This window comes from Nocardioides sp. IC4_145 (assembly GCF_011250565.1).
Lineage (GTDB): Bacteria > Actinomycetota > Actinomycetes > Propionibacteriales > Nocardioidaceae > Nocardioides.
On sequence record NZ_JAANMS010000011.1, the window covers coordinates 1 to 11714 of the forward strand.

Here is an 11714-nt window from a genome sequence, read left to right on the forward strand (position 1 = left end):
CTTCTGGGCGGAGAACGCGGTGAACGGCACCTCGGCGACCTCGGCGCGGGAGACCCAGGATCCGGTGGCCTCGTCGAAAATGGCGTCGGTGTACTCGATGGTGGTCCACGCGTCGTCGTCGATCGCGGCGATCGCGGCGATGGCGGCCTTGACGGCCTTGTCCATCCGGACGGTGACCGAGACGTCGGCACCGGCCCGGACCGCGGCGCCGACCAGGCCACGCCCGTAGAACGCCGAATCGGCCCGGACCAGCGGCGTTGCGTCCGTCAGCGCGGCGGTGGTCTTCAGCGCGTCGGCGACCAGGCGTTTCGCGCCGCGTGGGGAGCCGCACGAGCCCTTCCGCAGCCGTTGGGCGACCACCACCGGTGCGGCGTTGGGGGTCGTCACTGTCGCCAGGAGGGCGTTGAGCCCACGGACGCCGGAGTAGCCGAACCCGGCACCTTGTTTGGCATAGCCGTGGACCTCGATGACGGTGTCGTCGACGTCGACCAGAACATGCTCGGACTCCGGTGAAGGCTGCCCCAGGAGCGGTGCCTGGTCCGCGAGCGCGACCAGGAACCGGGAGGCCACCGCGTCGAGCTGGCGGACGTGACCGAAGGTGAACGCCCGCAGAAACGACCCCAGGGTCGAGGGCGCGTATGCGCGGGCGAAGACCCGGCTCATGCCACCGTGTCGCAGCAGCGCCATGTCGTCGATGCTGTCGGCGCCGGCCACCATCCCGGCGACCAGTGAGGTCACCTTCAACCCCGCGTTCGCGCCCTTGTCGGTCGGCACCGACAGACGGTCTTGTGCCAGCGATCCGAGCCCCGCCGATTCCGCCAGCGCCACCACCGGAACCAGCCCCGCCGACGACAGCAGATTCGGGTCATCGAACACCGCCGACGTCGCCCCAGTGGTGTGAGAAAGTTGCATCTGTCGGATGCCCTTCGTGCTTCGTCGAGTGGAACCGTAGAGAAGTCCCATTCTTCAAGCCCGCAAGGGCATCCGTCCGTTACGGCACGCTCACGCCACTGGACGACCGTCGATCATCGGTGGATCCGGGCTAAGTGTCTCCGGAACCTCGGGTCGAGTCCTAGGCTCAAACTTGTGAGCGACCCCCGAAGAGTCGACTGGCGGACGCTGAGCGACGAGCGGCCCGCGACCTACCGGTCAGCACGAAACCTCGTCCTGGCCGCGAACGGCACGCTTTTCCTGCTCGGGGTCGTGACAATCAATCTGACCAGTGGGTTGGCGCTCGCAGTGGCTGCCGCGCTCTTTGGGGCCTGGCTGGTAGCCGTCATCGCGGGGCTCGTGTACCTATCGCGACAACGCATGCGAGAGAGAGTGCAAGGGCTGCTCGCCGGAGCAGTCGGCGCTCTGGCTGGCGAGGTTCTTCTTGGCGCAGTGCTGCTGTTCGGGTGGCTCGCGAACAACTACAACTGACCGGCGACCGCAGTCCGGGCCGAATGAGCGGGACGCGTCAGACGCGTCGGCGGTCGTCAGCGTCTCCGGCTCTAGGTACCGAGAGGCGCTAGGTCCACTAGTTCCGTGGTGGGTGTCGGCTGTCCCGTGTCGTACGAAATGGCGAGCGCTCCGTAGGTTCCGTTCGGGTCGTCGGCTGGGCGCCCGAAGTTCATGTCGACGATGGACAAACCATCATCTTCGTAGGTGCCTGTGCCGCTCAGGAAGTGCAGCTCTTGCTGTTCCACAGTTCTCACGTTGATGCGGCTGCGCTGCCGAGAGCGCTCGGCGTCGCTCCTGGCGTTAGGGGCATGAACCATGAACGAGAGCCGAAGAACGCCCTCGGCGTATCCGACTGGTAGTCGCGTGATGCGGCACTCCGGTCCCTCGACTTCGTGGTGCCTGGCGTGAGCGGGCAGGTCCATCGGTCTGACGCTAGCCCGACACAAGCCGAATCCAACGCAATTCGGGTCGACTGAGCGGATCTGCCGAGAAGCGGACGTCAGTGCTCGACGACCGCGACTCTGATGCCGAGTCTGATGAGCACGACGCCCGTGACGCGCTCAACTGCGCGGCGTACCCCGTCCCGGCCCATGACGCTTCCGAGAACGTAACGGCAAGCGAGAAGGCTCGCCACCACAACAGCCCCATGCAAGGTACGCGCTGGCGAAAACCGCCGTAACTGCTGAGGGCTCTCTCCGGGGCAGAGCCGAGGACGAACACGGACGATCGGCACCCACGCCGGGATGCCCTTGAGGGCGATAGGCACAAGCTCGAGCCCTACGACGGCGAGGACTGTCCCGAGCAGCCAGGTGCAGCGCCGAGCTGAAGGCACGCTCGGAGACGACGGGCAGCAGTTCTGAGGCGGGCCGCCAGCGAAGTCGCCTACTGCCGGGAGTGCTGCGAGCGCGAGCACAGGAGCGAAACCGTCCACATCCACCGCCCCCGACCGGTGCGTCCTTTCGCCGCTGACCTCCTCACCGGTGGTGCGCCGCCCCTACTGCGGATTCCTGCTCGGACAGCCCGAGCATCGAAATCAGTGCGGCGGTGACCGAGTACTCGTCTGCGCCCACAGGGCCGGTCACGCTCCCCTTGAACTCGGGGACAGGCCGCTCCTGTGCCTCAGCGTCGGTGGTCGCGAGGCCGTTCTCCTCGATATCCTTCAGGAGCCACTCCATCTCCTTGATCTCCCTGCGCTGGGCCTCGATGATCTGGTTGGCCAGCTCGCGGACGCGCACGTCGTCGATGTCGGCGCGTTCGCTGGTGAGGATGGCGATGGAGTGGTGCGGGACCATCGCCTTCATGTACTTCTCGTCGTCGATGAACAGCTGCGTGCGGGAGGCGTAGAAGGCACCGAGGCCGACGACCAGGGCCGCCACCACGACGACGACGTTCAAGGCACGGTTCTTGTACATCATCGTGGCCATGTACGCGAGCATCACCAGCGCCATTGCCCCGGTGGAGGTGAGTGCCATGTAGAGGCGTTCTTGGCTGTAGTGGACGTGTCCGATGTCGTAGACGCTGCTGTACATCAGCACGAACATCACCGCCGCCGACGTCGCGATCATGGCGGCGAACTTCAGGTACATGCGCAGTTCGTGCTTCTTCTCCATCTCCTTGTCACGACCGCCATTGTCACTGCTGTTATCGGGGTCGCTGTGGTTGTCGTGGTGCTGGTCGTTGGCGTGGTGCGGCGCGTTTCTCACGGGTTTGTGCCTCTCGTAGGTGCTGGGTGACGGGTTCGACAGGGCGGGGTGGAGCCGCGGGCCTTCGATGTAGGGGTGGCTGCCGGAATCGCAGGCGGCTGTGTGGCGCCTTGGCCGCCGGTCGTTCGCTAGATGTCCTCGTCGACGGAGGCGCGTGACATCTCGATCAGCTGGCGCAGGCAGTGTTCGCGCAGCGGTTCGGGGAATCCGTCGGCGAGCTGGTAGTAGACGACTCGTCCTTCTTTGCGTCGTTTGACCAGTCCGGCGGTGCGCAGCACCCGGAGCCCATACGAGACGGCGTCCTCGCTGACGGACAACGCGAGGGCGAGATCGCCCACACACAGTTCGTCGACGACGTCGAGGGCGTACAGCAGGCGGGCGCGGGTCGGGTCGGCCATCAGAGAGAGGACGCTGGTCAGCCGGTCCCCTTCTTCGCTGGTGGGGATACGGGCACGGGCTCGGGCGACGCGTTCAGGGTCGACGGGGTGCCGGTGGTCGGAGCTCAGGGGTTGGTCAGCCACGACGAGCCGGTCCCCGGCACAGCGGTTACCCATGCAACCGTACGGGTGAGCGGATGTGGGTCCGACGCCGTTGCAGGGGTTGCGAGCGGCACGCCCGCGTGGGCTGTCGACGTGTGGAGGTCGGGCGCCGCATGCCCGCCTCCGCTGCCTCCGGTTCCGGCAGCAAGGGAGACGATGAGTCCGCCCAGCATGAACGCCGCGATGACCGCGACGAGGGTCGAGGTGGGGAAGGTCGGAATGTAGCGGCGTGCGCCGGTGACCTCACCGCCGCTGCCGTGGTGGTACTGGTGCGTCAGCGCGTGGCCCTTCCCGCGCTGAAGGAGGAAGCGGTTGACCGGGTAGGCGGCGAAGAAGGCGACGGTGAGCGCGATGGCCATGCCGACCCAGAAAAGCCAGTTCACCAGTCCGGCGTCCATGGCGTTGGGGATGAGCGCCATCACAGCGTTGTCGACGATCTCCATCACCGCGATGGAGAGGGTGTCGGCGGCGAAGACGACGCTCAGCGCGGCTCCCAGGCCGAGTCCGGCCTTCACCAGCGGGAGCGTGGAGAGCAGGTAGCCGAAGAAGAATGCCAGAGTGACCGCCAGCGCGATGGTCCAGCCGGTGCTGAGTCCGATGGCGGTGCCGATCATGAGGCCGCTGATCTCTCCCACTGCGCAACCAGACAGGCAGTGGAGGGTGGCGCTGGCGGCCATCGCCCGCCCGCCAGCGTCGCCGTGGTCGCCGTGGTCGCTCTGGTCGCCGTGGTCGGCGGGCGTCGTGTCGTCGTGCTTTGCGTGGTGCTCTGCGTGGTGATGTTGCATGGTTTCGTCTCGCTTCCCGTCGTTCCGGGCTCTGCTACGGATGGTGCCGTGGGTCTCGCTGCCTGGCGGCGTTGCTCGAATCTCGTCCCTACACACCGGGTGCTACTAGGCGCCTTGCCAGGACCAGCCGTCGCTGGCGACGAGGCGGTGCAGGTGGGTCCGGCGTTCGCTGTGCTCCTCGGCGGCCCGGCGCACGGCGGTGTCGTTGACCGGTATGCCGGCCTCAATGGCTTCGCTGATCTCAGGCGGCGCCGGGGCGCCGATCTTGGGCGCCCACGTGGTGCTCGACGCTGTGCTCAGGTAGCGGCCGATGGAGGACCGCAACGGGTCGACGGCCGCCGGCTGTGGACGCTGGTGCGTCTCGAGGGTCTCGATGACGGTCAGCGCCTCGTCCAAGTGCGCGATGGCTACCGGCGCGGCGAGGTCGCGGCTCGAGGAGTGGAAGTAGTGCAGCACGGGGTACGCGAGATGCTGCTCGGCCGAGCCTGCCACCGAGGAGGACAGCGAAACCAGCTGCTGCTGGAACATGCTGTCGAACCCGTCCCCGGTCCAGCCCTTCTTCAGGATCTCCGACGGCGTGTCCCCGAGCCCGTGGATTTGTTGTGCGAGGACACGGCGGGCGACGACCGCGGAGAGCACGGAAAGCAGGTAGGTGATGGCCAAGGTGATGAGGAACAGCCCCGAGAACGTCGCCGCGGCCATTACGATCCGCCAAGCCGGGGTCGACGCCACAAAGTCCCCCGTGCCGAGGGTGAAGATGGTGAACCCCGCGAAGTAGACGACGTCGCCGAACCCTGCGGGACGCGCCTTCGACGCCGTCTCGACCGCATCGGAACCGTAGAAGAGAAGCGTCCATCCCGCCCACAGGAGGGCGACCCAGGTCAGCACGGTGACGATGAGCATCACCGGTCCGGAGAAGGTCAGCAGGCCGCCCTTCTTGTCCTGGCGGTGCAGCCGCAGTGCGACACGCCATGCGGCACCGAGGACACCGGTGGTCACCGGGCCGGCACCGCTGGAGACAGCCAGCGTGGTGGCGAGCGCGTCGAAGAAGACCAGCGCGACGAGGATCGCGCCGGCAACGATGAACACGATGTCGGGCAAGGCGGTCCTTCGGTAGAGCAGGCTGTCGGTCCGGCGTGGAGCAGCGGCTCGCCGGTCATACGGAACGGCGAGCCGCTGCACCCGTCAGGCCCGGGGTAGGACAGGGGGTCAGCCCAGCGCGGCGAGGAGCTCGCGGCACGCCTCTTCGCAGCGGCGGCACGCCTCAGCGCATACCGCGCAGTGCTCGTGCTTCTCCGCGTGATCGGCGCACTCGTCGCCGCACGCCTTGCACGCGGCCGCGCACGCCTCGAGAATGGTGCGGACGATGTTCGCGTCGCCGCCGGTCTGCCGCGACAAGATGGCGCCGGTGGAAGCGCAGACGTCGGCACAGTCGAGGTTGGTGCGGATGCAGGCGCGTAGCTCCGCGACCATGTCCTCGGCCAGGCAGGCGTCAGCGCACGCGGTGCACACCTGGGCGCACTCAAAGCACGCAGCGATGCACGCGGCGAGCTTCTCCTGATCGATCGTCCCGACCTCGCCGGGGTAGGTCTGCAGCATTTCCTGGTGCTTCATTTGATCCTCCTGCCACGACGGTCGAGCCGCCCCGGTGGCGACCCGAGACACACCGCCACGGTCACTTGCGGGGTACCCATGACCAACACGGATACCCGCATACCCGCACGGATTTTCACTTTGGCCGGCGCCGAGCGACGGAGCATGCGCCGCGTCTCTTCGCCGATCAGCACGTCGGAGGCCTCCGCCGCAGCGGCCAGCTCGGTGGATGGCGCTCGTTCTGGACCGGGCTCCAGCTGGCCGACACCACCCCCGGCGGCGCCGCCGGCGGACAGGTCAACGACTACGGCAAACCATCGCCTACGGCGGACGACTCGACCCCACTACCGGCACTCGGGCCGCCCTGCCCGACGCACCTCAGCCCAACAGCGGCGCATGGCCTGTCGAGGCACCCGCCGGGGCCACTCATGGCCGCTGAAGGACGGGTCTACGACGAGCACGAGTCGTGGACCGGTGCTGCCGCAAACCCGCGGAAGCACCGGACCACCCAGGGACCGGCGTGTGGGTCGATGATGCCCTCTACGTCCACGGAGGCGCCGACTGAGAACGCGCAGGCGACCCCGCGGAGTGGATCGCCGACACCATCTGCTTCACCCGTGTCTGGGCCTACCCAGGCCCCCTGACCACAGCGTCGACACCGAGCGCCTCTTCGCTGCGTTCACGAGCCATCACTCGCGAAACGCGAACACGTTCCCGAACGACGCCCCATCCTTCGCGGCGTAGAGCCCAGCGTCGGTGGCGACCCACCAGTGCTGACCAGCTGCACCACCGCCGTCCTCAGCCGAGCGGTTGCCATCCGCGGTGACAGCCAGCGCTGAGGGAACTCCGGGAACGGTGCCCACCTCAATCCAGTTCCGGCCAGCATCGGTCGAGACGTAGGCGGTGCCGCTAGGGCTGAGGCCAGCCAGGACGTCACCGGCGGGCCAGTCGAGCCATGCCAACGACGGTGCGCTGGGCAGGCGGGTGAAGACGCGTCCGCTTGGCGCGTTCCGCCGGATGGCGTACGCCTCACCGCGCGCATTCGTCACCACTGCACGTGACGGTCGAGTCGGGTCCGCGGCAACGTCCAGGAGTGGGCCGAGATCGCCGGCGTCGACGGTGTCCCATTCCCGATGGCTGGTCGCGGTCAGGATGCGTCCGGTGACCGAGTCGATGCCCCACGTGCGCCCTTGCTCGTGGTCGAGCGCATGGAAGTCGACCTCCCCGGTCAACGCGGTCTCCTCCCAGGTGGCGCCGCCGTCCGTAGACGTGAGGAGCCCGGCATAGATGGGCTTGTCGGTTTCGTCGGCGTTCGGGTGTCCAGAAGCCAGGTAGGTACCCGACTCGACGTCCGACTCGGCGCCCGACCCGGTCTCGTCGCGGTTGTTGACGTCGGTGAGGCCCATCGTGTCGGAACGCCGCTCGCCGTGCTCGACGACGTTCCCGTCGGTGTCCACCGCGAAGACTCCGTAGTGCGCGCCAATCAATGCGCCGCCGTCACCGGTGGGCGCGATGCCGTGGATGTGCCCGATGAGCAGCGGTCCATCGTCGCCGACGGCATGCTGACCATGCTTGCCAGCAGCTCGGCCCGTCACGTCCGAGGTCGACGTGTCGTCGGTGGTGACGGCGAACACGACGAGGGCGATGAGTAGAGCCAGGCCGGCAGCAGCGATGAGCACGGCTCCGCGATGCCTCGGGGCGCCGGGGTGGGATGCGCCGGTCGAGCCAGCATCGCCACCCGAACCGGCTGGCATGCCGGGACCGACTGGGCCGCCAGGGCCGCCAGGGCCGCCAGGGCCGCCAGGGCCGCCAGGGCCGCCAGGGCCGCCAGGGCTGCTCGGGTTGCTTGGGTTGCTCGGGCTGGGCGATGTGGGGGTGTTGCGGTCGTTCATGGCGTCTGACCTGTTCTGTGCTCGGCACGCGCGGGCGTGCAGGTGAAGGGTCGGGCCGGCCGCCGCAGCCACGCGCCTGCACGCAGCCACTGGTGCGAAGGGAAACGGCCGGCCCGCCCCGCTCGTGGGGCGCATGCCTGGACAGACGCACCTGGTGCGTCCTCCGCCGCAACACACCACGCAGGACCGTTGGGGCCGGTGCCCGTAGGAAAGTCGCGTCCGCCGGGACGGGCGCGGCTCAGCTGAGGAGCTCCTCCATCACAGCGATCTCGCGCTCCTGGTCGGCCTCGATGGTCTCGGCGAGCGCTATGGCGTCGGGGTACAGGCCGCTCTCCTGCTCGGCCTGGGCCATCTCGATGGCACCGGTGTGATGCTCAATCATCATCTCGAGCCACATGTCCTCGAACTCTTCGTCCGAGGCCGCCTTGAGGGCGTTCATGTCCTCGGCCGACATCATCCCCGGCATCGACGACATGCCCGAGGAGTCATCGGAGGCGTCGCCAGACATCTCGTGACCGGAGTGCTCGTCGCCCTCGGTCGCCTCGGAGTCTTGCGACCAGTCGTGGCCGGCGTTCGCGTGGTCGAGCGAGGTCTCGGGGATCTCCTGGTCCCAGGCGGTGAGCCAGTCGGTCATGGTCTCGACCTCGGGGACTTGGGCGTCGCGGATGTCGTCAGCCAGCTGCGCCACCTCTGGTGACAGGTCGCGGGCCTGGGCCATCAGGGCCATCTCGACCGCCTGGGCGTGGTGGGGAATCATCTTGGTGGCGAAGTCGACGTCGGCGCGATTGAAGACCTCGCCGTTCGACGCGGTCTGGGTCGCCGAGGGGTCCGCGACCGACGGGTCGGCGGTCTGCGCCTTGTCGCCGCAGGCGGCCAGGGTCACGGACAGGGCAAGTGCTGAAAGAGCGGTCGCGCCGCGGCGCACCGCCCGCCCCCTGCGGATCTGGGTGGTGGGCGCGTGGGTCTGTGCATGGGTGAACGTCATGGTCTCTCCTGTGAAGCTGGGCGCTGGAAGTGAGCGGGACTCAGCACCGCCGAAAGCACGCCAGAACTACGAGGTCCTTGACGCTTGGACGGGCGGCGCCATGGCGCTCAGCACCTGGCGATGGAGAGTCGATGCAGATCGGGCGGATCCAGGACGCGGCTGGTGGCGGCGAGAATTCCGCCGGCACTGGCGACAGCGGCCGCGAGCGCGCGAGCCGAGATGCGCCACGAGCCCCGGCGGACCCCTAGTACGGTCAGCGCGGCTGCGACGAGGACCGCCAGGCACAGACCCATCAGGTCCATGCCGTGGCCAAAACCCGACGCGCCACCGCCATGTCCGCTCTGGCCCTGGCCCGCGTCGAGGCCCGGATCGAGGCCGGCAGCCTCAGCGGCGCTGTGGTCGGCACTGGTCCTGCTAGCGGCTGTACCGCCCGACGTGCACGTGCCGTTACAGGAACGACCCTGTTGCAGCTGGTCCGCGACGGGTGAGCGGCCCGTGTGTTCCACGTCGGCCCCGAAAGCCCCATCGACAGCTGAGATGGCGCCGTGATGGGCGTGGGCGGCTCCCGCACCGCCCACCGGCGACATGCCGACACCGTGGTCGGAGAGGCCGTGCATCGCGAACAGTCCTGCGAATGCCGCGAGCACGACCAGCCACCGACCCGCGAGGACTCGAGCCCCGGGGCGGCGTGAGCGGACGCTGCGGTCGAACATCACCGCCAGTTTAGCCAGCGCCTTCACGACCGTCAGGACGACGTTCAACCGCGATCAGCTAGTTGCCTAGCCTCCCGCGACGCCATACAGAGACACGCCCGGGCTCTCCTGCCGGCGTCAGAGGTGCCAGCTCTGGTGATGGAGACGCTGCGGCACACCTATTCGACGGCGAGTTCAACTCCGAGCAGCACAATGAGACTCGGCCGCCTTGTTCAATGCCGGGAAGGGGACTTCGACGCTTGCGTATTCGTCACGTTCGACGTCTTCTCTCCACTAGTGACTCAGCGCAACCATCCGGATCTGGCACCTCTCTGTGTCAAGACGCAGTCGGGAGCGGGGTTCTAGGGTGTTGTTCGGCGGGTCCGGGAAGTGACTTGTCCGAAGAGCTGGTGTGGGGATGTGAGCCGGCCGCGCTGGAGTCAGAGTCGTTTCCCCGTTGTCCTCCCGGGCCCGTCCTCGTCGGCGGCTCGGTGGTGCGGACGGCGTCATTGAGCATCGTCCGAAAGACGATGTCGGACAGTCGACGCTTCACGCACCGCAGGGCTTCCATCGGCGCTTTCCCGTCGGCCTTCTTGCGGTCGTAGTAGGCCCGGCCCTCGGTGGGGTTGCGGAGCTGTACGCGGGCCATGGTGTGCAGGACCCGGTTGATCTGTCGGTTGCCTTTGCGTGACAGCCGATGCCGGACCTGGTCGCCGGAGGAGGCGTCCAGGGGTGCGGTGCCGTTCCAGGATGCGAAGTGCGCCTTGGACGGGAACCGAGTGATGTCGCCGACCTCGACTAGCAACCGGGCGGCACCGGTGGGTCCAATGCCGTGCAGGTCCAACAAACTGGTTCCGGTCGCGGTGACCAGCGCGGTGAGCTCCTTGTTCGCTTCCTTCTTCCGGGCGTAGATCCGCTCCAGGTCCGCGATCAGCTCCGCGGCAACCCGGCGACGGGTCTTGCCCACGACGTCACGCGGTCGAATCTTGGCCAGCAGCGCCTTCGCCTGGGCCGCGGACAGGTCCCGCTTGGCTCCGCCAGGGATCAGCTCGAGCAGCAACCCGTGCAGCTGACAGGTCTTGCGGGTGTGCTCCTCGCCCAGCGAGCGACGCCGGTCGACCAGCAGACGCAGCACCTCGAGTTGTTCGTCGGTGACCACCGGCCGCAGCCCGGACATCCTGGTGCCGACGAGCGCGACGGAGTGGGCGTCGGTGGCGTCGGTCTTACGGCCTTGGCCGGTGGCGAAGACGCGGGCACGGGCGGACAGCTTGGGCGGGACGTCGAGGACCTCTTCACCGTTGGCCAGGAGTCGGACCGCGATGTGCTTGCCGATCCCGGCACAGCCCTCGATTGCCCACACCCGCTCGGGCCACTGGCCGGCGTAGCGACACATCTCGCCATAGCCGTCCCCGTCGGTGGCGAAGCGGCCACGACCGACGATGGTCTCGTCGGCGGTCATCACCTCGATCGTCGCTGAACGCTTGTGCGGGTCCATCCCGATCACAACCCGCCCTACTGCTGACGATGCTGCTGTCGATGCATTCACGCCTTCCTCCGATGCTCGAACCCGCTGTGGTTGTCGAGCCGGGAGGGCAACGCTGCTTCGAGCTGGGCAAACCCCTCTAGAGCCTCTCCTGACCCTGGCGACGCCCGGGATGCGCAGGCCAAATGAGAGCCACACGACCAGCGTGGGCAGCCGCAATGAGAGCGACATCCCGGGCGCCTGGACCGAGCCTTGCCAGGCACCAGTCCTGCCGTCAATGGAACAAGCAGCCGCGATGCGGGTCTGCCTAGGTCAGCGCATTTCGGCTGGAGTGAGCGGATCCGGGACGAGATCGGTCGAAGGTGCCGGGGATGGATAAAAGCCGCCCGATTGACGTCACCGGCGCTTCGAACACCCGCCACGCGCGCCGCCCACTCAGATCTGAAGCCGGTACGGACGGGCCTGCCGCACAGGACCTCCACGCGACGGACGACCTTGAAGGCGGCGCCCGCTGCGGCGCGGTCGACCAGGTGGTCGTCGTCCTCGACGGGCAGGAGGTCGCCGGGGCCGAACGGGTGACAGCTCCGGTTAGGCCGCCT

Annotated in this window: 12 protein-coding genes; 1 reads left to right on the top strand and 11 read right to left on the bottom strand. The window is 68.0% G+C overall.

Annotated features, from left to right (window positions below; genetic code table 11):
- Positions 1-912, bottom strand: a 912-nt coding sequence (locus tag G6553_RS07005; protein ID WP_166190602.1) for an IS1380 family transposase, incomplete at its 3' end; no start/stop codon positions are given.
- A gap of 174 nt (positions 913-1086) precedes the next feature.
- Between G6553_RS07005 and G6553_RS07010 the strand changes: the two genes are divergently transcribed.
- Positions 1087-1422: a hypothetical protein gene (locus tag G6553_RS07010; RefSeq protein WP_166190485.1), complete on the top strand. Its 336-nt coding sequence runs from the start codon at positions 1087-1089 to the stop codon at positions 1420-1422.
- 71 nt (positions 1423-1493) lie between these two features.
- On the opposite strand, the gene G6553_RS07015 is transcribed toward G6553_RS07010, so the two are convergent.
- The 10 genes from G6553_RS07015 to G6553_RS07060 all read right to left on the bottom strand — a co-directional run bounded on the left by G6553_RS07015 (position 1494) and on the right by G6553_RS07060 (position 11346).
- The gene (locus G6553_RS07015) at positions 1494-1865 is read right to left on the bottom strand and encodes a hypothetical protein (RefSeq protein ID WP_166190486.1); all 372 of its coding nucleotides are present in this window, start codon (positions 1863-1865) and stop codon (positions 1494-1496) included.
- 552 nt (positions 1866-2417) lie between these two features.
- The gene (locus G6553_RS07020; RefSeq protein ID WP_347565559.1) at positions 2418-3146 is read right to left on the bottom strand and encodes a DUF305 domain-containing protein; all 729 of its coding nucleotides are present in this window, start codon (positions 3144-3146) and stop codon (positions 2418-2420) included.
- A gap of 128 nt (positions 3147-3274) precedes the next feature.
- Complete coding sequence (locus tag G6553_RS21655; protein ID WP_166190488.1) at positions 3275-3700, bottom strand: metalloregulator ArsR/SmtB family transcription factor; 426 nt, start codon at positions 3698-3700, stop codon at positions 3275-3277.
- A complete protein-coding gene (locus tag G6553_RS07030; RefSeq protein ID WP_242680096.1) occupies positions 3649-4470 on the bottom strand; it encodes a DUF4396 domain-containing protein in 822 nt (273 codons plus the stop codon). Before G6553_RS07030 ends, G6553_RS21655 begins: the two co-directional genes overlap by 52 nt.
- Before the next feature lie 105 nt (positions 4471-4575).
- Positions 4576-5571, bottom strand: a complete 996-nt coding sequence (locus tag G6553_RS07035) for a potassium channel family protein (protein ID WP_166190490.1) — start codon at positions 5569-5571, stop codon at positions 4576-4578.
- A gap of 108 nt (positions 5572-5679) precedes the next feature.
- Positions 5680-6084 carry a four-helix bundle copper-binding protein gene (locus G6553_RS07040; RefSeq protein WP_166190491.1) on the bottom strand — a complete coding sequence of 135 codons (405 nt, stop codon included), beginning with the start codon at positions 6082-6084 and terminating at the stop codon, positions 5680-5682.
- Between the two features lie 668 nt (positions 6085-6752).
- Complete coding sequence (locus tag G6553_RS07045; RefSeq protein WP_166190483.1) at positions 6753-7742, bottom strand: hypothetical protein; 990 nt, start codon at positions 7740-7742, stop codon at positions 6753-6755.
- A 451-nt stretch (positions 7743-8193) separates the two neighbouring features.
- Positions 8194-8940: a DUF305 domain-containing protein gene (locus G6553_RS07050; protein ID WP_166190493.1), complete on the bottom strand. Its 747-nt coding sequence runs from the start codon at positions 8938-8940 to the stop codon at positions 8194-8196.
- Between the two features lie 107 nt (positions 8941-9047).
- On the bottom strand, positions 9048-9701 hold the full coding sequence (locus G6553_RS07055) for a hypothetical protein (protein WP_166190495.1): 654 nt from the start codon (positions 9699-9701) through the stop codon (positions 9048-9050).
- Positions 9702-9969: 268 nt separating this feature from the next.
- Entirely contained in the window at positions 9970-11346 is a 1377-nt protein-coding gene (locus G6553_RS07060) for an IS110 family transposase (protein ID WP_347565560.1), read from the bottom strand.
- Positions 11347-11714 lie beyond the last annotated feature (368 nt).

What these genes read in the sequence shown, in the direction of transcription:
- G6553_RS21655 (WP_166190488.1), bottom strand. Translation starts at nt 3,700, where the DNA reads ATGGGTAACCGCTGTGCCGGGGACCGGCTCGTCGTGGCTGACCAACCC.
- G6553_RS07060 (WP_347565560.1), bottom strand. Translation starts at nt 11,346, where the DNA reads ATGTCGCTCTCATTGCGGCTGCCCACGCTGGTCGTGTGGCTCTCATTT.
- G6553_RS07030 (WP_242680096.1), bottom strand. Translation starts at nt 4,470, where the DNA reads ATGCAACATCACCACGCAGAGCACCACGCAAAGCACGACGACACGACG.
- G6553_RS07050 (WP_166190493.1), bottom strand. Translation starts at nt 8,940, where the DNA reads ATGACGTTCACCCATGCACAGACCCACGCGCCCACCACCCAGATCCGC.
- G6553_RS07015 (WP_166190486.1), bottom strand. Translation starts at nt 1,865, where the DNA reads ATGGACCTGCCCGCTCACGCCAGGCACCACGAAGTCGAGGGACCGGAG.
- G6553_RS07040 (WP_166190491.1), bottom strand. Translation starts at nt 6,084, where the DNA reads ATGAAGCACCAGGAAATGCTGCAGACCTACCCCGGCGAGGTCGGGACG.